General features: G+C 67.3%; 18 protein-coding genes. 8 read left to right on the forward strand and 10 right to left on the reverse strand.

What is annotated here, in order from left to right; translation table 11 throughout:
• Positions 1–47: 47 nt before the first annotated feature.
• The gene (locus WAB17_RS06210) at positions 48–539 is read right to left on the reverse strand and encodes a GAF domain-containing protein (protein ID WP_435419145.1); all 492 of its coding nucleotides are present in this window, start codon (positions 537–539) and stop codon (positions 48–50) included.
• Between the two features lie 93 nt (positions 540–632).
• Between WAB17_RS06210 and WAB17_RS06215 the strand changes: the two genes are divergently transcribed.
• Positions 633–2099, forward strand: a complete 1467-nt coding sequence (locus WAB17_RS06215) for a PQQ-dependent sugar dehydrogenase (RefSeq protein ID WP_435419146.1) — start codon at positions 633–635, stop codon at positions 2097–2099.
• A 6-nt stretch (positions 2100–2105) separates the two neighbouring features.
• Here the strand turns inward: WAB17_RS06215 and WAB17_RS06220 are convergent, their stop codons facing one another.
• Together WAB17_RS06220 and WAB17_RS06225 are read right to left on the reverse strand one after the other, a co-directional pair.
• A complete protein-coding gene (locus tag WAB17_RS06220) occupies positions 2106–2930 on the reverse strand; it encodes a DUF815 domain-containing protein (protein WP_435419147.1) in 825 nt (274 codons plus the stop codon).
• A gap of 12 nt (positions 2931–2942) precedes the next feature.
• Entirely contained in the window at positions 2943–4682 is a 1740-nt protein-coding gene (locus tag WAB17_RS06225) for an acyl-CoA dehydrogenase (RefSeq protein ID WP_435419344.1), read from the reverse strand.
• Positions 4683–4749: 67 nt separating this feature from the next.
• On the opposite strand from WAB17_RS06225, the gene WAB17_RS06230 reads away from it, so the two are divergent.
• Positions 4750–5694, forward strand: coding sequence for an L-threonylcarbamoyladenylate synthase (locus WAB17_RS06230; protein ID WP_435419148.1), 945 nt, complete (start codon positions 4750–4752; stop codon positions 5692–5694).
• Here the strand turns inward: WAB17_RS06230 and WAB17_RS06235 are convergent, their stop codons facing one another.
• The 6 genes from WAB17_RS06235 to WAB17_RS06260 form a co-directional block, all read right to left on the reverse strand.
• A complete protein-coding gene (locus tag WAB17_RS06235) occupies positions 5695–6042 on the reverse strand; it encodes a hypothetical protein (RefSeq protein WP_435419149.1) in 348 nt (115 codons plus the stop codon).
• A gap of 50 nt (positions 6043–6092) precedes the next feature.
• On the reverse strand, positions 6093–6920 hold the full coding sequence (locus WAB17_RS06240; protein ID WP_435419150.1) for a head GIN domain-containing protein: 828 nt from the start codon (positions 6918–6920) through the stop codon (positions 6093–6095).
• 126 nt (positions 6921–7046) lie between these two features.
• Positions 7047–7580, reverse strand: a complete 534-nt coding sequence (locus WAB17_RS06245; protein ID WP_435419151.1) for a CarD family transcriptional regulator — start codon at positions 7578–7580, stop codon at positions 7047–7049.
• 270 nt (positions 7581–7850) lie between these two features.
• On the reverse strand, positions 7851–8189 hold the full coding sequence (fdxA, locus tag WAB17_RS06250; RefSeq protein WP_435419152.1) for a ferredoxin FdxA: 339 nt from the start codon (positions 8187–8189) through the stop codon (positions 7851–7853).
• Positions 8190–8241: 52 nt separating this feature from the next.
• Complete coding sequence (locus WAB17_RS06255) at positions 8242–8508, reverse strand: RNA-binding S4 domain-containing protein (protein ID WP_435419153.1); 267 nt, start codon at positions 8506–8508, stop codon at positions 8242–8244.
• Positions 8508–11087, reverse strand: a complete 2580-nt coding sequence (locus tag WAB17_RS06260; protein WP_435419154.1) for a helicase-related protein — start codon at positions 11085–11087, stop codon at positions 8508–8510. Before WAB17_RS06260 ends, WAB17_RS06255 begins: the two co-directional genes overlap by 1 nt.
• Positions 11088–11216: 129 nt before the next feature.
• On the opposite strand from WAB17_RS06260, the gene WAB17_RS06265 reads away from it, so the two are divergent.
• From WAB17_RS06265 to WAB17_RS06290, 6 genes are read left to right on the forward strand one after another with little or no spacing between them, the layout of a single operon-like run.
• Positions 11217–12923, forward strand: a complete 1707-nt coding sequence (locus WAB17_RS06265; RefSeq protein WP_435419155.1) for a M23 family metallopeptidase — start codon at positions 11217–11219, stop codon at positions 12921–12923.
• Positions 12924–12978: 55 nt separating this feature from the next.
• Positions 12979–13974 (forward strand): porphobilinogen synthase, encoded by a 996-nt coding sequence (gene hemB, locus WAB17_RS06270; protein WP_435419156.1) that lies wholly within the window; start codon positions 12979–12981, stop codon positions 13972–13974.
• A gap of 8 nt (positions 13975–13982) precedes the next feature.
• Positions 13983–14540: a GNAT family N-acetyltransferase gene (locus tag WAB17_RS06275; protein ID WP_435419157.1), complete on the forward strand. Its 558-nt coding sequence runs from the start codon at positions 13983–13985 to the stop codon at positions 14538–14540.
• Entirely contained in the window at positions 14537–16762 is a 2226-nt protein-coding gene (locus tag WAB17_RS06280) for a spermidine synthase (RefSeq protein WP_435419158.1), read from the forward strand. Before WAB17_RS06275 ends, WAB17_RS06280 begins: the two co-directional genes overlap by 4 nt.
• Positions 16763–16774: 12 nt before the next feature.
• Positions 16775–17362, forward strand: coding sequence for a GNAT family N-acetyltransferase (locus WAB17_RS06285; protein ID WP_435419159.1), 588 nt, complete (start codon positions 16775–16777; stop codon positions 17360–17362).
• Positions 17359–17925, forward strand: a complete 567-nt coding sequence (locus WAB17_RS06290) for a gamma carbonic anhydrase family protein (protein ID WP_435419160.1) — start codon at positions 17359–17361, stop codon at positions 17923–17925. Before WAB17_RS06285 ends, WAB17_RS06290 begins: the two co-directional genes overlap by 4 nt.
• 3 nt (positions 17926–17928) lie before the next feature.
• Here WAB17_RS06290 and WAB17_RS06295 read toward each other — a convergent pair whose 3' ends face one another.
• Positions 17929–19539, reverse strand: a complete 1611-nt coding sequence (locus WAB17_RS06295) for a cisplatin damage response ATP-dependent DNA ligase (protein ID WP_435419161.1) — start codon at positions 19537–19539, stop codon at positions 17929–17931.
• Position 19540: the final 1 nt, after the last annotated feature.

Below are 19540 nucleotides of genomic sequence, written 5' to 3' on the forward strand. Positions count from 1 at the left end.
AGTCACGATGCCCGCTGGGCCTGTCCCGTTTCGGGTCGGATAGTTAGCTAAATCGGCTGAATTCGTGGAGCGATCAGCTCTGCGAGCTGCTCTATACCTGCGGCATCCTCTTCACCGAAGCGGGCCTTGAGCGGCGAATCGAGGTCGATAACGCCAATGATTGCGTCGCCCGACCTGATCGGGACGACCAGCTCCGACTGGCTGGCCGCATCGCAGGCAATGTGGCCGGGAAACGCGTGGACGTCGGCCACGAGCTGCGTGACCCCGGTTGCCGCGGCGGTGCCGCAGACGCCTTTGCCGACGCGGATGCGGATACACGCAGGGCGGCCGACGAAGGGGCCGAGTACGAGTTCGTCGCCGATCACGCGATAGAAGCCTGCCCAATTGAGGTCCGGCAGGAACTCCCACAGCAGCGCGGCAAGATTGGCCATGTTGGCCACGGCATCGCTCTCGCCCTGGGTAAGCGCATCGGCGGCCTGGACAAGCTGACGGTACCGTTCGGACGGCGCGAGATCCTGCTGGGGGGCGAAATCGTACATCGTGCCGCGATCTAGGCTTATCGGCGAAGCATGCAAGCGCGGGCAGCCGCAAATTGTTTGCCGCACGCGCAAGGCTCGCCTATCCCGCGCGGCATGACCAAGCTGCGTAAAATTCTCCTCGCCCTGTTCGTCCTGCTCGTCGTTCTCGCCGGTTTCGGCTACTGGGCGACGCGCGGTGATGTCGCCGACCTGCCGATCGAACAGGTGACCGGCGACGATCCCACTCTGGCCGAACCGGACGAGGAAACGATCCCGACCGTGGCGATTGCGGAGCCGGTGGGCTGGGCAGCGGGCGAAGCGCCGACGCCTGCGGCGGGGCTCGAAGTGAAACGTTTCGCCGACGGCCTCGATCATCCGCGCGTGCTGCATCGCCTGCCGAATGGCGATGTGCTGGTGACGCTGACCCGCGCCCCGGCCGGAAAGCCGGGAGACGAAGGCCTGTTCGACAAGGTCCGCGGCTGGATCGAAGGGATGCTGATGGCACGGGCCGGGGCCAAGGGCCCATCGCCCGACCAGCTTGTGCTGCTGCGCGATGCGGACAAGGACGGTGTCGCCGAGACCCGCAAGGTGCTGCGGGACGATCTCGCGTCACCGTCCGGCATCGCCTGGCGCGACGGTACGCTCTATGTCGCCAATCACGATGCGCTGCTTGCCTTTGCCTACGAACTGGGCGCCGATACGGTGGCCGGTGCGCCGCGCAAGTTGATGGACCTGCCGGCAGGCGGCGGACACTGGATGCGCAATATCGAGCTCAACCCCGATGGCAGCAAGCTCTACATCGCGGTCGGATCGGTTTCCAATGTCGGCGAACAGGGCATGGAGGTGGAAGAGGGCCGGGCCATGATCTGGGAGCTGGATACTGCCAGCAACCGCCCTCGCCCCTATGCCGTCGGCCTGCGTAACCCCAACGGGCTCGACTTCAACCCGCTGTCGGGCGAGCTGTGGACAACAGTCAACGAACGCGACATGCTGGGGTCGGACCTGGTGCCCGACTACCTGACCAATGTTCCGGTCGGCGCGCAATACGGTTGGCCCTGGCTCTACTGGGGCGACAATCTCGATGGCCGGGTCAAGGCGCCGCGGCCGCCCTTCATCGTCGAGTATACCCGCCGCCCCGAATACGCCCTCGGCCCGCATGTGGCGGCACTTGGTCTCGTGTTCTCGGCCGAAGGCAACCTGATGGGCGACCGGTTCGGGCGGGGCGCGTTCATTGCCCGCCATGGCTCGTGGAACCGCAAACCGCCGTCCGGCTACGACGTTATCTATGTCGCTTTCGACGAGCGCGGCAATCCGCTGGGCAAGCCGGTGCCGGTCCTGACGGGCTTCCTGAAGGGCGACGGCACGACTCGCGGTCGTCCGACCTGGGTGGAATGGGGGGGGGACGGCTCGCTGCTGGTGAGCGACGATACCGCGGGAATCATCTGGCGCGTGGTGGCGACCGGCGCTGCGCCGGCGGCTGCGCTCGAGCGGGTGAGGGGCACCAGCATGCGGCCGCGCGTTTCGCTCGACGGTGCTCCGACGGCTTCCTTCAACGAGGATTACGCCCGCGAAAGCAACTGAGCCTGGTCAGGACGGCTGCCGCGCCCGCCCGGCCAGTTCGGTGACGAATTGCCAGGCCGTGCGGCCCGATCGTGCCCCGCGCTGCATCGCCCAGGCCAAAGCTTCGCCTTCCTCGAAGGCAAGTCCGCGCGGCTCTGCATAGGCGCGCACCATGGAGAGGTAGTCCGCCTTGTTGCAGGGGTGGAAGCCGATCGACAGGCCGAAGCGGTCGGCCAAGGCCAGCTTGTCGTCCAGCATGTCGCGCTCGTTCATCGCATCGTCGGCCTCGCCTGCCTTGCGGGCGACGATCGAACGCCGATTGGTGGTTACCGCAAGGCGCGTGTTGGCGGGCCGCGCGTCGACCCCGCCTTCAAGCCAGCTGCGCAACAGGCGCGGGCCGGTCGCATCGTCTTCGGCAAAGGCAAGGTCGTCGATGAACAGCAGGAAGCGGCGCTCGACCCCGGCTAGCCGGTAGAACAGCCGTGGCAGGTCCTGCAGCGCGCTCACCCCGAGCTGGACGAGCGCGAGATCGGCACCGCTAGCCTGTGCTGCAGCCACCGCTGAGCGGACCAGCGCCGATTTTCCCATACCGCGCGCACCCCACAGCAGCATGTCATGCGCAGCGTGGCCCTCTGCCAGACGCGCCACATTCTCGACCACCGTGTCGCGCTGCCTATCGATTCCGCGAAACACCGCGAGTGGCGGCGCGGCAATGGCAGCGACGGGGTTGGCGCGGTTCTCACTCCAGCTATAGGCAGCCGCGGTGTTCCAGTCGGTCGGGGCCCGGCGGTCGGGCGCCAGTCGCTCCAGCGCCTCGGCGATACGGGCCAACGGATCGCCTTGGTCGCTCACCGCAACACCCCCTCAGGCCGTGAGTTTCTCGGCATCGAGCGCATAGAGCAAGCCTGCTCCGGCCGTGGCCGATGCCAAGAGGCCGCGGCTCTCGGGCACGATCCGGTCGAGGAAAAAGCGCACCGTGACCGGCTTGGTCTCGGCCAGCGCGGGCGCTTCGCCTGCCTCGACGGCGGCAAGCTGCTTTGTCAGCTGCCAGCCGGCGACCGCGACCGAACACATGGTGGTGAAGGGCACGCTGCCCGCCAGCCGGTCGTCGAGGCTCGCCTCGGACTGCATCCACCGCGCCACCGCAAGGCAGTCTTCGGCCAGCGTCTTGAGCCCTGCCTCGCCCGATGCATCGCGCACGATCTCGGCCAGCAGGCCGGTCAGGGCCTCGCCGCCTGCCAGGCCCAGCTTGCGGGTGACGAGGTCGGCGGCCTGGATGCCGTTGGTGCCTTCGTAAATGGGCGCAATCCGCGCATCGCGGTAATGCTGTGCGGCGCCGGTTTCCTCGACTAAACCCATGCCGCCGTGGACCTGAACACCAAGGCTCGCGACCTCGATGCCGATATCCGTGCCCCACGCCTTCAGCATCGGCACCAGCACTTCGGCACGCTGGCCCGCCGCCTCGTGGCCAAGCGTGCCGCGATCGACCTGGCCGGCGGTGTAATAGAGCAGCGCCCGCGCGCCTTCGGTCAGCGCCTTCATCCGCAGCAGCATGCGCCGCACGTCGGGATGCTCGACGATGGCGACAGGCGACTTGTCGGGCGATCCGGCGCGGGCCGACTGCACCCGGTCGCGGGCATAGGCGAGCGCCTGCTGGGTGGCGCGCTCGCCGATCTGCACGCCCTGGTTGCCGACGTTGATGCGGGCGTTGTTCATCATGGTGAACATGGCGGCGAGGCCGCGGTTCTCCGCTCCGACCATCTCGCCGACGCACGCGCCGTTGTCGCCGTAAGACATGACGCAGGTCGGCGAGGCGTTGATGCCGAGCTTGTGTTCGAGGCTGACGGGCCGCAGGTCGTTGTGCGGTCCGAGCGAGCCGTCATCGTTCACATGGTACTTGGGTACGATGAACAGCGAGATGCCGCGTGTTCCCTCGGGTGCGCCGGGGGTGCGGGCGAGCACGAGATGGATGATGTTGTCCGCCAGCGTGTGATCGCCCCAAGTGATGTAAATCTTCTGGCCCTGGATCAGCCACTTGCCCGCATGTTCGCCGGCGGTGATCGGCGTCGCCGTGGTACGGAGCGCGCCGACATCGCTGCCGGCCTGCGGTTCGGTCAGGTTCATGGTGCCGGACCATTCGCCGCTGACGAGGCGCGGCAGGTATTTCTGCTGCAGATCGCCGCTGCCGTGATGCTCCAGCGCCTCGATCGCGCCGACGCTCAGCATCGGCAGCAGGTTGAAAGCCATGTTGGCGGTACCGAGATTTTCCAGCACGTTGCAGCCGAGGGTGAAGGGCAGGCCCTGTCCGCCGAACTCGGTGGAGGAGGCGATGCTGTTCCAGCCTTGCTCGACATAGGCGCGGTAAGCTTCGGCAAAGCCGTCTGGCAGGCGCACGACGCCGTTTTCGAGCCTCGCCCCTTCGAGGTCGCCGATGCGGTTGAGGGGCGCCCATTCGCCCGCTGCAAAGGCGCCGACGCCCTCGACAATGGCTTCCACCATGTCCGGCTCGGCGGCCGCGAAGCGTTCGCTCTGTGCCAGTTCGGCAATCCCGGCATTGGCGCGAATGGCTAGCAGCTGGTCCTGGGTCGGCGGGGTGTAGGGGATCACGATGCGGGTCCTCTTGGGCTGATGCGTGCTTGGAAATTCGCCGCGACAGATATAGCGGGCAGGCATGACGGGCAAGAACGCTACGGAAACGATACTGGCGGATGCGCAGGGGATCGCGCGCGCCGCGGCGATTCTCGAATCGGGCGGGCTCGTGGCCGTTCCGACTGAGACGGTCTACGGACTCGCCGCGCGGGCCGACAGCGCCGAGGCAGTGGCGAAAATCTACCAAGCCAAGGGCCGGCCGAGCTTCAACCCGTTGATAGTCCATGTCGCCGATCGGGCCGCGGCGGAGCGGCTGGCTGTCTTCGATGAACGTGCGGCCATGCTCGCCGACCTTTTCTGGCCCGGACCGCTGACTTTGGTGCTGCCATTGCGGTACGGAGCCGGCCTTGCCGGGGCGGTCACGGCGGGCCTACCGACGCTGGCCCTGCGGGTTCCGGACCACCCCGTCATGCTGGCGATCCTGCACTCAGTCGGCGCGCCGCTCGCCGCGCCCTCCGCCAACGCCAGCGAGACGGTCAGCCCGACCCGCCCGGACCATGCGCTGAAAACACTGGCAGGCAGGATCGACGCGGTCGTCGATGGTGGCGAGACGCCGCGCGGTCTCGAATCGACGATTGTTGCGCTGCGTTCAGACGGTTCGTGGAGCCTGTTGCGCGAAGGCCCGCTTGCGTCAGCCGAGATTGCGGCCGTTCTGGCAAGCGAAGCGGCGGCAGCCGACGGCACGATCGAAGCGCCGGGCCAGCTCGCGCGCCATTATGCGCCGGGCAAGCCGCTGCGCCTCGATGCCCAATGCGCCGATGCGGATGAATTCCTGCTCGGCTTCGGCCCTGTCCCCGGTGACTGGTCGCTTTCGCCGACCGGCGATCTCGCCGAGGCGGCGGCGCGGCTCTACGCCGGATTGCACAGGGCTGGGGAGGCACAGCAGCCGCGGATCGCCGTCGCGCCGATACCGGAGGAGGGCATTGGCGCCGCCATCAACGACCGGCTGCGCCGCGCGGCCGCCTGATCAGTTCTTGGGTTCGCCCTGCGGTTCCGGCTCTACGGGTAGCGAGCGGCTCAGCACCTGCATTTCCTCGTAGGTTTGGCGGGCCTGGTCGCAGGCCTCGCGCGCGCCGTCGAGGCATTGCTTGCGCTGCTTTTCGTACTCGCGTTCCAGTTTGCCCAGCCGCTCTTCGCGCTTGCGCAGCTCGCGCCCGCGCTTCTCGTCGGCCTCGGACTGGCTGGTGGTGGCAAGATCGACGCCCTTGCTGGCAACCTTGACCGGCAGCGTCACGACGTCAAGCGCCGTCTTGGCGAGGCAGCCCTGCAGGGTGAACCCGGCAGCGACGAGTAACAGGGGACTGGCGACACGCATGGACGGCCCCTACCGCAAGCGGCGTGAGCCGTCCATGAATGAGCTTGTCCTCAGCTGTTGGCTTCAGCTGCCGTAGGCGCCGGAGCCGCGGGTGCGGACGGAGCTTCGGAACCGGCAGGCGCAGTCGGTGCGGCCTTGGCAGTACCGGGCTTGCAGGTGAGCGTACCCGAACCGAAGGCCTCGATCCTGCACTTGGCGCTGCCGGTCACGACGATGTCGCCCGAACCGGCGATGTTCGCTTCGACCTCGCCGTCGGAAGCGAACAGGGCATCGCCCGAGCCGCCGACATTGATCTCGGCCTTGTCGACCTTCAGATCGGCCATCTCCGCCTTGCCCGAGCCGCCGACCGTCATGGTCAGGTTCTTGATCGTGCCCCTGGCCTTGACCGTGCCGCTGCCGCCGATGGTGATCTCGAGGCTCTCGCCCGACAGCGTGCCGGCATCGATGGTGCCGCTGCCGCCGATAGTCACTTCGGCCTTGCTCGCCATGCCGGGCAATGTCGCGTTGCCCGAGCCGGCGATCACGACTTCCTCGGGTTTCGGCATGGTCACGCGGATCGTCGCGGTCCCGCCGTCCTTCCAGCCGTTTTTCTTGCGCATGATGCCGAGTGTGCCGTCTTCGATGTTAAAGCGCAGCGCGTCTACCGCCGCCTGGTCGCCCTCGACGTCGATGTCGAGGGTTTCGCCCTCGGTCACCACCAGCGTGTCCGGCCCGGCCAGCACCACGCCCTTGGGGGCATCGCCGCTCATGTCGAGGTCGGCCAGGGGCACGCCCTTGTTGTCGCCGACCTGGATGTCCATGCCGTCACACCCCGAGGTGACGAGGCCGAGGCCAAGCACCGCAACCGGCATCAATTTCCTCAAAAGCACGTTCAACATGGGGGTCCCTCCGTCGTCCATCTGTATTGCCAATATAATACAGTGCGGTCAGAGGGGCAACCCGGATGCGATAAGGGCCGTCCCTTGCGGAGCGGCCCTCGTCGGATTGCGTCGGCGCCCGGTCGATCAGGCGTCTTCGGTGTTCTCGTAATACTGCGGCGCATGTTCGCGCAGCACGTCGAGGATCTTGCCGAGCGCGGTCGGCTCGTCGGTCTTTTCCATCGCGGCCAGTTCGCGGGCGAGGCGGCTGGAGGCGGCTTCGAAGATCTGCCGTTCCGAATAGCTCTGTTCCGGCTGGTCTTCCGGGCGGAACAGGTCGCGGGTCACTTCGGCGATAGAGACGAGGTCGCCCGAGTTGATCTTCGCTTCGTATTCCTGCGCGCGGCGGCTCCACATGGTGCGCTTGACCTTGGGCTTGCCCTTCAGCGTTTCCATCGCTTCCTTCAGCGTCTTGTCGCTGGAAAGCTTGCGCATGCCGATGGCTTCGACCTTGTTGACCGGAACGCGCAGGGTCATGCGTTCCTTCTCGAAGCGGAGCACGTAGAGTTCGAGCTGCATGCCGGCGATTTCCTCGCTCTGGAGCTCGATCACACGGCCTACGCCGTGCTTGGGATACACAACATAATCGCCAACATCGAAGGCGGGAGCATTGGCTGCCATCTATAGTCCTTTCGTTCTGTCAGGACAAACAGCGCGGACAGGAAAGTTCCGGGGCGACCGCGCCATGCGGGCCGTGCGTGGAACCAAATTGTCGAAGATGCGCGATCCGGCCTTTCCAGATTTTTTTCCGCCCGCGGACTCGGACCGCAGGCAGTTGAAGGATTATATAACAGATTCGCAACAAAATTACCAGAGCAGCAAACAACGCGCCGATTCCGCACCCGAAACCGGCCCTTGCTCGCCCGATCGCACTGTTTCAGCGATGGAAAATCAGTCGCCTTCGCCAGGTTCGGCGCTGAAGTACTTGTCGTACTTGCCTTCTTCGCCCTTGTGGTCGTCGGCCTCGGCCGGCGGATCCTTCTTCTGGGTGATGTTGGGCCACTCGGACGAGAACTTGGCGTTGATTTCGAGCCATTGCTCCAGCCCGTCCTCGGTATCGGGCAGGATCGCCTCGGCCGGACATTCGGGTTCGCACACGCCGCAGTCGATACATTCGCTGGGGTTGATCACCAGCATGTTCTCGCCTTCATAGAAACAATCGACCGGGCAGACCTCGACGCAGTCGGTGTACTTGCACTTGATGCAGGCATCGGTGACGACATAGGTCATGGCAGGCGGTTCCCCTTGAATTCCGGCCCGCTGCTCGGGCCTCAGCGCATCGCTATGTCGGGCGTTTGTTTTGGTCAAGCACGCGATAGCAGCTTTGTGCTTCAGCGGGTGGACCGCGTCTTTCCGGAATGGCCACAATCTCCGCCACCACGACCGAAGCGCCGCGCGGGATCGTCAGCACATCGCCTATCCTCACCGCGTGGCTGGCATGGTCGATACGCCTGCCGTTGACCCTGAGATGCCCCGATTCCACCAGGCTCCGGGCGAGACCGCGGGTCTTGACGAAGCGCAGTCGAACCAGCGCTAGGTCGAGCCGCATCAGCGCACGAGCTTGGCCAGTTCGGCAAACGGATTGCCTGGTACCGGTCCCTCGCGCACCGATCCTGCGGCGGGTGCCTGCTTGCCCCGCTTGTCGGCCCGGCCGCGCTTCGGATTGCTGCCGGAACCGCGCCGCTCGCCGCGTTCGTGCTGCGGCTTGGCACCGGGCCGGTTCGGACGCCAGCTCCACGCATCGGGGGCTGCCGGTCCGAAAGCCCCTTCGGCCAGGGGCCGGCTGCGGTGGAGCCGGAACCCGGCCGCGCCCAGGAGGCGCTGGAAACTCGCCTCGCTGAGCCCGGTCGATACCGCCAGCGCGGGGTCGATCCATACATGGCGCGCTTGGGGCCTCGTACTGCGCGCCTCGTGCGCAGCGCGCAGTAGCTTCTCTGCCACATCGACGCGGATCAACTGGTCACCGGCGGGGCGATACCCGGCTGGAACATGGCGCGATTCGGGCAGGACCGACCGCATCGCCTCTTCGAGCGGCCGGCGGTCGAGGCCTGCCTTGTGGAAAGCGATGCGCGCCGCGGGCTTGAGGAGTGCAGGCGCGAACACATCGAGCGCGCCGAACACCACGCCGAGCTTGCGCAGGAACGGCCGCACTTCCTTGGGCAGGTGGACGATACCCGCCCGTTCGCGGGTCGCGAGGCCGTGGCCGGCGATGAGGTTCAGCAGCAGCGCGCGGGCTTCTGTCCCCGCTGCCGGATCCTTTGAGGCAGCCTGCAAGGCGGCGAGCGGTGCGAGCGGGGCGAGCTGCGCCTTTACCCATTCGGCGATCGCCGCCAGCAGGGTCGCGCGCTCGCGTTCCTCGATGCGGTCGAGCTCGCGTGCCGGTTCGAGACGAGGGTCGAGCACCGAGGCGCCCGGCTGCAGTCGTGCGATATCCTGCCCGGCCCAGCGCACCGCGCCCTGCTCCAGCGCCATCCCGTCGAAGCCGCTATCGCGCAGCTTGCGCGCCTGCTCGGCCAGGATATGTGGCAGCGCCTTTTCGGCGGCGGAGAGCAGCATCTTGCGGTCGGCGAGGTTCGCCTGCGCGTCCACTGCGAAGCGGAAACCGGTGACGATGCCGATATGCTCGCCTTCGACCAGCAGGCCGCCATCGTCCTCGAGCGTTACGGGCAGCAGTTTCGGATCGTTGCCCAGGTTCTTCATCAGGATCGCCGTCCTTCGGTTGACAAAACGTTCGGTCAGCCGCGCGTGCAGGGCGTCGGAGAGCCTCGCCTCCACCCCACGCGCCCGCGCTGCCATCTCGTCGCGGGCGAGCACCCAGTCGGGCCGCTGGCAGATATAGGCCCAGCTGCGGATCGCCGCGATGCGACCCTGTAGCGTGGCAATGTCGCCTTGCATATTGTCGAGCTCGGCAATCCGCGCGCCGACATAGTCCCCGCCGAGGTAGCCCTCACTCAGATCCTGCCACAGGCGGGCGACGAAGCGGGCGTGGGTATCCGGCCCGGACTGGCGGAAGTCGGGCAGCGAGCAGGCCTCCCAGAAGCGCCGGACATTGCCCGGCCCCCTGATGGCCGCAGCAAGCGGTTCCTCGGCGAGCTTCTTCATCACGGCGAGGTCGATCGCCTCGGGCGCGCCGCGCAGTTCAGGCTCGGACGGCTTGGCTTCGAGGTCGGCGATCAGCGTCGCGATGCTGTCGAAGCGCGGCTCCGGATCGCGCCAGTAGAGATGTGTCAGCGGCGCGAAGCGGTGTTCCTCGATCGCGTAGATCTCCTCCTCGGTCAGCTCGGGCATCTGCCCGCGCTGGCCGGCGAGGGTGCCGAAGGTTCCGTCCTTCTGGTGCCGACCCGCGCGCCCCGCGATTTGGGCCATTTCCGCCGGGGTGAGCCGCCGTTGGCGCACGCCGTCGAACTTGGTCAACGAGGCGAAGGCGACATGCTGGACATCGAGATTGAGCCCCATGCCGATGGCGTCGGTGGCGACGATGTGGTCGACCTCGCCCGACTGGAACAATTCCACCTGCCGGTTGCGCGTCTCGGGGCTCAGCGCGCCCATCACCACCGCCGCGCCGCCCCTGAAACGCCGCAGCATTTCCGCCAGCGCATAGACCTGCTCGGCGCTGAAGCCGACGATGGCGCTACGCGGCGGCAGGCGCGACAGCTTGCGCGGGCCGATGTGGGTGAGCGTGGAAAAGCGCGGGCGCGTTTCGATTTGTGCCTTGGACACCAGTTGGCGCAGGACCGGCTCCAGCGTCGAAGACCCCAGGATCATCGTCTCCTCGCGCCCGCGGGCATGGAGCAGGCGGTCGGTGAAGATATGCCCCCGCTCGCGGTCGGCGGCGAGCTGCGCCTCGTCGAGCGCGACGAAGGCGTGGCCGCCGCCTGTTCGGGGCATGGCCTCGGTCGTGCAGAGGAAATAGCGCGCTTGCGGAGGCTCGATCCGCTCCTCGCCGGTGATCAGCGCGACCTGTTTCTCCCCCTTGATCCGCACCACCCGGTCATAGACCTCGCGCGCCAGCAACCGCAGCGGGAAGCCGATCGCCCCGCTCGAATGGCCGCACATCCGCTCGATGGCGAGATGGGTCTTGCCGGTGTTGGTGGGCCCGAGGACCGCCCGGATGGTGCTTTCGCTCACGCGTGCCGATGTGGCACCGCTCGACCTCGTCGGCAAGGTAGGGGGCGAGCTGCCCCCGGTGCCTCGGTGACTTGTCGCACGCAGGACTCCTCCCGGCGCGTCTTAAATCCAAGTTAACTTTAATCCGCCATGGGTTTGGGCCAAGGAGCGCGGCGGGACGGGTCGCCCGGCCAGAAGCCGACCGCTCCGGGATCGATGGAGGACAGTCTGTACCAGGCGCGGGTAGACATGACCGCCCGATACGACGCGGACGAGTACGCCGGCGACTGGCGTGCTGCGGTCCTGTCGCATGCGCAGGTCGTCGATGACGCAGCGCCCCGGGTGCTGCACCGTAGCCGGTCGCTGCGCGAACGGTTCGACGGCTGGCGGCTGTCCCTCGAACAGAAACTCGACCGGATGGACCTTGCACCCGATCTTGCAGAGGATGTCGGCAGCGCCCGCTGGGTTCGCGGCATGGGCACGCTAGTCGGCCTCAGCGCATTCGCATTCGCCTTCTGGCCCGATTTTTCGCCTCTGGAAGCGGCACCGGCACAGCACCTCGATGCGACCGCGCAGGAAGAGCTGCGCAGCCAGGCGATCATGCCGCTGGCCCTGGGCGGAGACAATGGCAGCCACATGGGCGCCACCGCCTTAGTCGGCGACCTGCCCGCAGCGCCCGAACGCCCGCGCATCCAGCTGGTCGCCACGCTCGTGCAGGGCGATGGCTTCGGCCGTATGCTGCAACGGGCCGGCGTCGGAACGGACGAAGCGTCCCGCATTGCCGCCATGGTGTCGCAAGCCATGCCGCTTGCCCAGATCGCACCCGGCACCCAGCTCGACATCACCCTCGGGCGTCGGCCTGCGGCGGGCACCACCCGCCCGGTCGAAGCCATCGAATTCCGCGCGCGCTTTGACCTCGCGCTGGCCATCGCCCGCACCGATTCAGGCGCGCTGACGCTGGTCCGCAAGCCGATCCGGGTCGACGAGACCCCGCTGCGTATCCGCGGCGTCGTCGGCAACAGCCTGTACCGTAGCGCTCGCGCCGCCGGCGCTCCCGCAAGCGCGGTCCAGCAGTATCTACAGGCCGTCGGCGAAAGCGCCGATTTCGACAGCGCCCTGCGCGCAGGCGATACGTACGACATGATCGTGACCTATCGCCGGGCCGCCACGGGCGAGCGCGAGGCGGGCAAGCTGATCTACGCCGGTATCGAGCGGGGCGGCAAACCGACGGCGCAACTGATGCGCTGGGGCAGCGAGGGGCGCTTCTTCGAAGCCTCGGGCGTCGGCGAACAGCGTGCCGGACTGGTTGCACCGGTGCCCGGTCCTGTCGGATCGCGCTTCGGCATGCGTCGCCACCCGATCCTCGGCTATCGCAGGATGCACAGCGGTCTCGATTACCGTGCGGCCTATGGCACCCCCATCCGGGCGGTCACGGACGGCCAGGTTATCGGCGCCGGGCGCATGGGCGGCTGCGGCATCGCGGTCCGGCTCAGCCATGGCGGGGGGCTGCAAACGCGGTACTGCCACATGAGCCGGATGGTCGTCAGCAGCGGGCAGAGCGTCAGTCGCGGCCAGGTGATCGGCTATGTCGGGTCGACCGGCTTGTCGACCGGCGCGCACCTCCACTTCGAGATGTACCGCGGCGGCCGCGCGATCGATCCGCAGTCGGTCAGCTTCGTCAGCAGAGCCCAGCTTGCCGGTGAGGAACTGCGCCGGTTCCGCGAAACGCTCGGCCGGATCATGCAGATCAAGGCAGGGGCCGCCCTCGAGGACATCGAGAAGCGCGGGGAAGAACGGGACCAGCCGGCGCGCGAAATCGACAAGCTGGCGGCCCGTCCGGTCGGGCGGGTCGGGTGACGACCAATACAGGGGCGCATTGCGCTGCTGCCCCGATTGCGGCAACACCGCGCCCATGACCGCCAGCTATCCCGCCACCCGCCTGCGCCGCACGCGTGCCTCCGCCTGGAGCCGCGCCATGTTTCGCGAAACGCAGCTCTCGCCCGCCGACCTGATCTGGCCGATGTTCATCATCGAGGGGCAGGCACAGGAAGAGCCCATCGCCAGCCTGCCCGGCGTCTCGCGCCTGTCGGTCGACGGGATCGTCGCGCGGGCGAAGGAGGCCGTGTCGCTCGGCATCCCCTGCATCGCGCTGTTTCCCAACACGCCGTCTGGCCTGCGCAGCGATGATGGCCGCGAGGCATACAATCCCGACAATTTGATGTGCCGCGCCATCAAGGCCGTGAAGGACGCCTGCGGCAACGATATCGGCGTGCTGACCGATGTCGCGCTAGATCCCTATACCAGCCACGGGCAGGACGGCTTGCTCGACGACAACGGCTATGTCGCCAATGACGCCACGGTGTCGGTACTGGTCGACCAGGCGGTCAACCAGGCCGAGGCGGGTGCCGATATCATTGCCCCGTCGGACATGATGGACGGCCGCGTCCGCGCCATCCGCATGGCGCTGGAGATGGGCGAACATCACAACGTCCAGATCATGGCCTATTCGGCCAAATATGCCTCGGCCTTCTATGGCCCGTTCCGCGATGCGGTGGGCAGCGGCGGCCTGCTGAAGGGCGACAAGAAGAGCTACCAGATGGACCCCGCCAACGCGCTCGAGGCGCTGCGCGAGATCGAGCTGGACATCGCCGAGGGTGCCGACAGCGTGATGGTCAAGCCGGGCCTCGCCTATCTCGACATCATCTGGCGCGCGAAGGAGGCCTTCGGGGTGCCGGTCTTCGCCTACCATGTCAGCGGCGAATATGCCCTGATCGAGGCCGGTGCGGCGGCGGGCGTGGGCGACCGTGACGCGCTGCTGATGGAAAAGCTGATGGCGTTCAAGCGCGCCGGATGCTCGGGTGTGCTGACCTATCACGCCCCTGTTGCGGCGCGCCTCTTGAACGGCTGACGGACACAGTGGGGGGCTTCCGTTACGAAACGGCGCGGCTGGTGCTCCGCGATTGGCGCGACGATGACTGGGCATCGTTCTGGGCCGGTACCAACACGCCCGAGGTGATGCGCTGGCTCGGCGGGGTTGCGGACGATGCCAAGCGCGTCGCCGCGCAGGATCGGCTGCTGTCCTATGAAAGCGATCACGGCCACACCTTCTGGCCGGTCGAGCGGAAGGACGATGGCGAGATCCTCGGCTTCTGCGGCCTCAAGCGCTCCAACCAGCAAAGCGGCCCGCAGGGCATGATGGAGGTCGGGTGGCGCCTGCGGCAGGACGCGTGGGGGCAGGGCTATGCCAAGGAGGCGGCGAGTGCCTCGCTCGACCTCGCGTTCGACCGCTTCGGCGCCGACGAGGTCATCGCGCTGACGGTGGCGGGCAACACGGCAAGTTGGGGATCGATGGAACGGCTGGGGATGGAGCGGCGCGAGGATCTCGACTTCGCCAACGCGGATTTCGATCCGGAAAACCCGGTCATCATCGTCTACGCGATCGGGCGCGCGCAATGGGGGAATGCAAGCACATGACGGGCCATGCTCGCCTGATTTTCATCGTCACCATCCTGGTCGGCAGTTTCCTGCTGTTCCTTGTCCAGCCGCTTGTGGCCCGCATGGCGCTGCCTCTGCTTGGCGGGGCCCCGGCGGTCTGGAACAGCGCCATGCTGGTTTATCAGGCGCTGCTGCTGGGCGGATATGCCTATGCACACGCGCTCTCGCGCCTGTCCCTGCGCCGTCAGGCGGTGGTGCACCTGGGGCTGCTTGCGCTGGCCGGCCTGACGCTGCCGATCGCGCTGGCGGATCTGCCGTCGCCGGCACCCGGCTGGGAAGCGGTGTGGGTCCCGGCCCTGTTCCTCGCCACAGTCGGCCCGGTCTTCTTCGTCGTTTCCGCGCAGGCGCCGCTGATGCAACGCTGGTTTGCTGCCGATGACGGCGCCGGCGATCCTTACTGGCTCTATTCCGCCTCCAACATCGGCAGCTTCGCCGGGCTGGTGTCCTACCCCTTCCTGCTCGAACCCTACCTCCCCATTGCCGGCCAGACCCGGTTGTGGGCCACGGGTTATGCCGTGCTCGTCGTGCTAGTAGTGCTGGCTGTCAGCGCGCGCTGGAACAGCGCGTCCACGGGCAAGGGCGCAGCGATCGCAGAAGAGGAAGTCGCAGCGGGTGGTGCGGCATCGCCCGGCGCGGGGCGCATCCTCACCTGGCTTGCGCTCGCCGCGGTCCCTTCGGGACTGATGCTATCCACGACGACCCATCTCACCACTGACATCGTCGCCATGCCGCTGTTGTGGGTGGTGCCGCTGGGCCTTTATCTCCTCAGTTTCAGTTTCGCCTTTGCCGATCGCAGCGAATTCGCCTCAGCCTGTGCCCGGCTCGCACCCCTGGCGCTGCTGCTGGCAGGGTCCATCGCCATGGTCAGCGGCGGACATGCCTCGCTCGGCTTGCTGTTCGGGTCCCTCGCACTGCTGCTGATTCTCGCGACGGCCCTGCACCGGCGGCTGTACGAACTGCGCCCCGATGCATCGCGCCTGACCCTGTTCTATCTCGTCATGAGCGCGGGCGGGGCGCTCGGCGGGCTGTTTACGGCCCTGATCGCGCCGATTGCCTTCGACTGGGTGTGGGAGCACCCGCTGCTCCTGCTGGCAGCCGCGGCGCTGCTGCCGCTACCGACGCTGGTCGGCTGGCGCGCAAAGGGCAGGGTGTCGCCTAAAGCAGGTCTTGCAGCCATCCTGGCGCTGGCGGCGGCGCTCGCCGCCGCGATGTATTTCGCGTCCGCCAGCGAAAACCATCCTGTGCTTATCGCCACGACCTTCGGCCTTGCCTTGTGCGGCGTGCTGGCGCTCCCATCGCGCTGGGCGCTGCTGGCAATCTTCGCGGCCCTGCTGGTGGCGCGAGGCGGCTGGCAGACGATCGACACAAGCCTCGCCGGGGTGCGGGAACGCAGCTATTTCGGTATCTACACCCGTGACGACGATCCCACGGCGCAAACCCGCTCGTTGCTGCACGGGACGACGGTGCACGGCCTCCAGTTCACCGACCCGCAGCAGCGGCGGGCACCGACGACCTATTACGGCCCCCGCTCGGGCGTCGGGCTTGCACTGACCAGCCTTCCGGCCGGCGGCAGCCCATTGCGGATCGGCGCGGTGGGGCTGGGGACCGGTACGCTCGCCTGCTACGCCCGGCCGGGTCAGGCCTGGACCTTTTTCGAGATCGATCCGGTCGTGGCCCGCTATTCGCGCGACGGCACCTTCTCCTTCATCAGCGATTGCACCCCGGACGCGGACATATTGATCGGCGATGCGCGGCTTGTGCTCGAGAAAGTACCCGCGGGGGCCTTCGACGTGCTCGTGATCGACGCGTTCAGCTCCGACTCGATCCCGCTGCACCTCGTCACGCGCGAGGCGCTCGACATCTACAGCCGCACGCTGGCCGATGACGGCCTGCTGCTGTTCCATATTTCCAACCGCTTCATCGACCTGCGCCCGGCACTGGCGGCCCATGCGGCAGAGCGCGGCTGGCCGGCCATGGTGCGGCTGGATGCGGGCTCGCCCGCACGCTCGGTCAACGGGTCGATCTGGGTGGTGATGGCCCGCGACCAGGCGCGCCTCGACGCCGTTGCCGCCGCCCATCCCGACAGTCCCTGGAGTCCGCTTCCGGCGCCCGCGGGCAAGGTCTGGACCGATGACCACGCCACCATCCTGCCCTATATCATGTGGGAACGCATGGCGGGAACGATGCCGTCAAGCCCCTAGGGGCGGCCGCGGATGAGGGTACCGGACAAGGACAGGGGACCGATGGCGGATATCGTGCTGGAAACCGAACGGCTGGTCCTGCGGACTTTCGACGATGCCGACGCGCGCGAGCAATTCGAACGGCTCAATTCTCCGCTGGTGACCGAGCATCTCGGGGGCCCGCGCGAACTGCACGCCATTGAGGCGAGCCACGACAAAAGCCGGGCCGACTTCGCCCGGGACGGCTTCGGTTTCATGATGATGGTCGAAAAGGCCACCGGGGAGGCCGTCGGCTACGTCGGGTTGAAGCGGGTCGACAACCGCCATGCGAAGAATCCCGGCGATTTCGAAACCGGCTGGCTGGTTCGCGAGGACCGCTGGCGGCGCGGCTATGCCCGTGAAGCGGTCGGCGCGGTGCTCGACTGGGCCTTCACGCGCCACCGCGCCCCGCTCATCGTCGCGATGACCGCCGACCGGAACGTGCCAAGCTGGATGCTGATGGAGAAGCTCGGCATGGAACGGCGCCGCGATCTCGATTTCGACGATCCGGACTATCCGCCGGAAGACAACCCGACGATCCTCTATTCGATCACCCGCGAACAATGGGAGAATTCGCAATGACCCAGACCCGGCCCGGCGTCCGCATCATCCCGATCCACGGCAAGACCCCGCAGATCCACGATAGCGCCTTCATCGCACCCGGCTGCGTCATCGTCGGCGATGTCACCATCGGGGCCGACAGCTCGGTCTGGTACAATTGCGTATTGCGCGCCGACGTCAGCCGCATCGTGATCGGCGCACGCAGCAATGTGCAGGACGGCAGCGTGCTCCACTGCGATCCGCCGAGACCGGGCGATCCCGACGGCTCGCCCCTCATCATTGGCGACGATGTGCTGATCGGGCACATGGCGATGGTGCATGGCTGCACGATCCACGATCGCGGCTTCGTCGGCCTAGGCGCGATCGCCATGAACAAGGCGGTCATCGGCAGCGACGCCATGCTGGCAGCAGGCGCGATGCTGACCGAGGGCAAGGTGATGGAGCCGCGCAGCCTGTGGGCGGGCCGTCCGGCCAAGCCCTTGCGCGACATGGGCGATGCCGCTGTGATGGGGATGCGGATGGGCGTGGCGCACTACGTGGAGAACGCCCGCGCGCACAAGGCGGCGGTGGAGGCGGCAGGCTAGGCCTCAGTCGCGGACGAACGATCGCAGCGTCTCGATCCGGTCGGCCTCGTGCACCGGCTTGTCCCAGCGGATCCGGTGGATGCGCGGGAAGCGCATGGCGAGCCCGCTCTTGTGGCGCTTGCTTTCGTGCACGCTGTCGAAGGCCACTTCGAACACCAGGCTGCGGTCGGTCTCGCGCACCGGGCCGAAACGGTTGACGGTATGCGTGCGCACATGGCGGTCGATTTTTTTCAGTTCCTCGTCGGTGAAGCCGGAATAGGCCTTGCCCACCGGCAACAGCTCCGCGCCCGCATCGGGATCGCCGTCCCAGCAGCCGAAGGTGTAGTCCGAATAAAAGCTGCTCCGCTTGCCGCTGCCGCGCTGGGCATACATCAGCACGCAATCGACCAGTAGCGGGTCGCGCTTCCACTTGTACCACAGCCCGGTGCGCCGCCCGGCGATATAGGGCGAATCCCGGCGCTTGAGCATCAGCCCTTCGATGGCATCGTCGCGCGCCGTTTCCCGGATTGCGGCGAGATGCTCGAAGTCGCGGGCCTCTACGATCTGGCTCAAGTCGAAGTGACTGTCGGGCAAGCGCCCCATCAGGGCTTCGAGCCGCGTCCGGCGCTGGCTCCACGGCAGCTCGCGCAAGTCTGCACCGTCGACGATCAGCGTATCGTAGAGGCGCACGAAGGCGGGATACTCCGCCAGCATTTTCTTGCTGACGGTCTTGCGCCCCAGCCGCTGCTGGAGCGCATTGAAACTCGCCGCGCCGCCTTGGTTCCTCTCGTTGGCTTCACCACCCTGATGCGCGCCGCGCACCAGCAACTCGCCATCCAGCACGGCGGGAAACGGCAGGACGTCGAGCAGTTCGGGGAAGGTCGCCGAAACATCGTCGCCGGAACGCGAATAGATGCGGGTCTCGTCGCCTGCGCGAACCAGTTGCACGCGAATCCCGTCCCATTTCCATTCGGCGGCGTAGTCGGCGAGGTCGACCACCGTTTCTTCCAGCGGGTGGGCGAGCATGAAGGGGCGGAAGGTCGGCAGGCTCTCGGTATCGGGCGGCTCGGCCCCGTGGGCGGCCCAGGCGAACAGCTCCGCATAGGGCGGGGCGAGGCCGTGCCAGTATTCCTCGACCTCCTCCACCCCGACATCGAAGGCCTGCGCGAAGGCGACCTTGGCGAGGCGGCTGGAAATGCCGATCCGCATTGCGCCCGTGGCCAGTTTGAGCAGGGCGTAGCGGCCTGAGGGATCGAGCCGGTCGAGCAGGCCGGTCAGCACCAGCGGCGCGGTCGCCCTTGTGGTCGCGGCGAGGATCGCCACCGTCTCGCTGACGCCCGGTGGCGGCGCGACGTCGCCCATCGGCGAGGGCCACAGCAGGCTCGCCGTCTCCGCCGTATCGCCGACGAAGTCGCGGCTCAGCGTCCACAGCACGGGGTCGATCCGCTGCTGCATCAGCCCGCGAATGGTGGAGCTCTTCACGGCCGGGAAATCCAGCCCGTCGGTCAGTGCTGCCAGCGCCCAACCGCGATCGGGATCGGGCGTCGAGCGGAGATAGTCCGCGATCAGCCGCAGCTTCTCGTTGCGACTGCGGGTGAATACCAGCGCGTCGATCAGGGCGGCGAATTCCTCCACC

This window comes from Parerythrobacter aurantius (assembly GCF_045291475.1).
Taxonomy (GTDB): Bacteria; Pseudomonadota; Alphaproteobacteria; order Sphingomonadales; family Sphingomonadaceae; genus Parerythrobacter; species Parerythrobacter aurantius.

Excerpts from the sequence above, each read along its gene's own strand:
- fdxA (WP_435419152.1), bottom strand. The coding sequence starts at position 8,189 with ATGACCTATGTCGTCACCGATGCCTGCATCAAGTGCAAGTACACCGAC.
- WAB17_RS06285 (WP_435419159.1), top strand. The coding sequence starts at position 16,775 with ATGAGGGTACCGGACAAGGACAGGGGACCGATGGCGGATATCGTGCTG.
- WAB17_RS06210 (WP_435419145.1), bottom strand. The coding sequence starts at position 539 with ATGTACGATTTCGCCCCCCAGCAGGATCTCGCGCCGTCCGAACGGTAC.
- WAB17_RS06235 (WP_435419149.1), bottom strand. The coding sequence starts at position 6,042 with ATGCGTGTCGCCAGTCCCCTGTTACTCGTCGCTGCCGGGTTCACCCTG.
- WAB17_RS06240 (WP_435419150.1), bottom strand. The coding sequence starts at position 6,920 with ATGTTGAACGTGCTTTTGAGGAAATTGATGCCGGTTGCGGTGCTTGGC.
- WAB17_RS06230 (WP_435419148.1), top strand. The coding sequence starts at position 4,750 with ATGACGGGCAAGAACGCTACGGAAACGATACTGGCGGATGCGCAGGGG.
- WAB17_RS06255 (WP_435419153.1), bottom strand. The coding sequence starts at position 8,508 with ATGCGGCTCGACCTAGCGCTGGTTCGACTGCGCTTCGTCAAGACCCGC.
- hemB (WP_435419156.1), top strand. The coding sequence starts at position 12,979 with ATGACCGCCAGCTATCCCGCCACCCGCCTGCGCCGCACGCGTGCCTCC.
- WAB17_RS06245 (WP_435419151.1), bottom strand. The coding sequence starts at position 7,580 with ATGGCAGCCAATGCTCCCGCCTTCGATGTTGGCGATTATGTTGTGTAT.
- WAB17_RS06265 (WP_435419155.1), top strand. The coding sequence starts at position 11,217 with ATGGGTTTGGGCCAAGGAGCGCGGCGGGACGGGTCGCCCGGCCAGAAG.
- WAB17_RS06280 (WP_435419158.1), top strand. The coding sequence starts at position 14,537 with ATGACGGGCCATGCTCGCCTGATTTTCATCGTCACCATCCTGGTCGGC.
- WAB17_RS06290 (WP_435419160.1), top strand. The coding sequence starts at position 17,359 with ATGACCCAGACCCGGCCCGGCGTCCGCATCATCCCGATCCACGGCAAG.
- WAB17_RS06215 (WP_435419146.1), top strand. The coding sequence starts at position 633 with ATGACCAAGCTGCGTAAAATTCTCCTCGCCCTGTTCGTCCTGCTCGTC.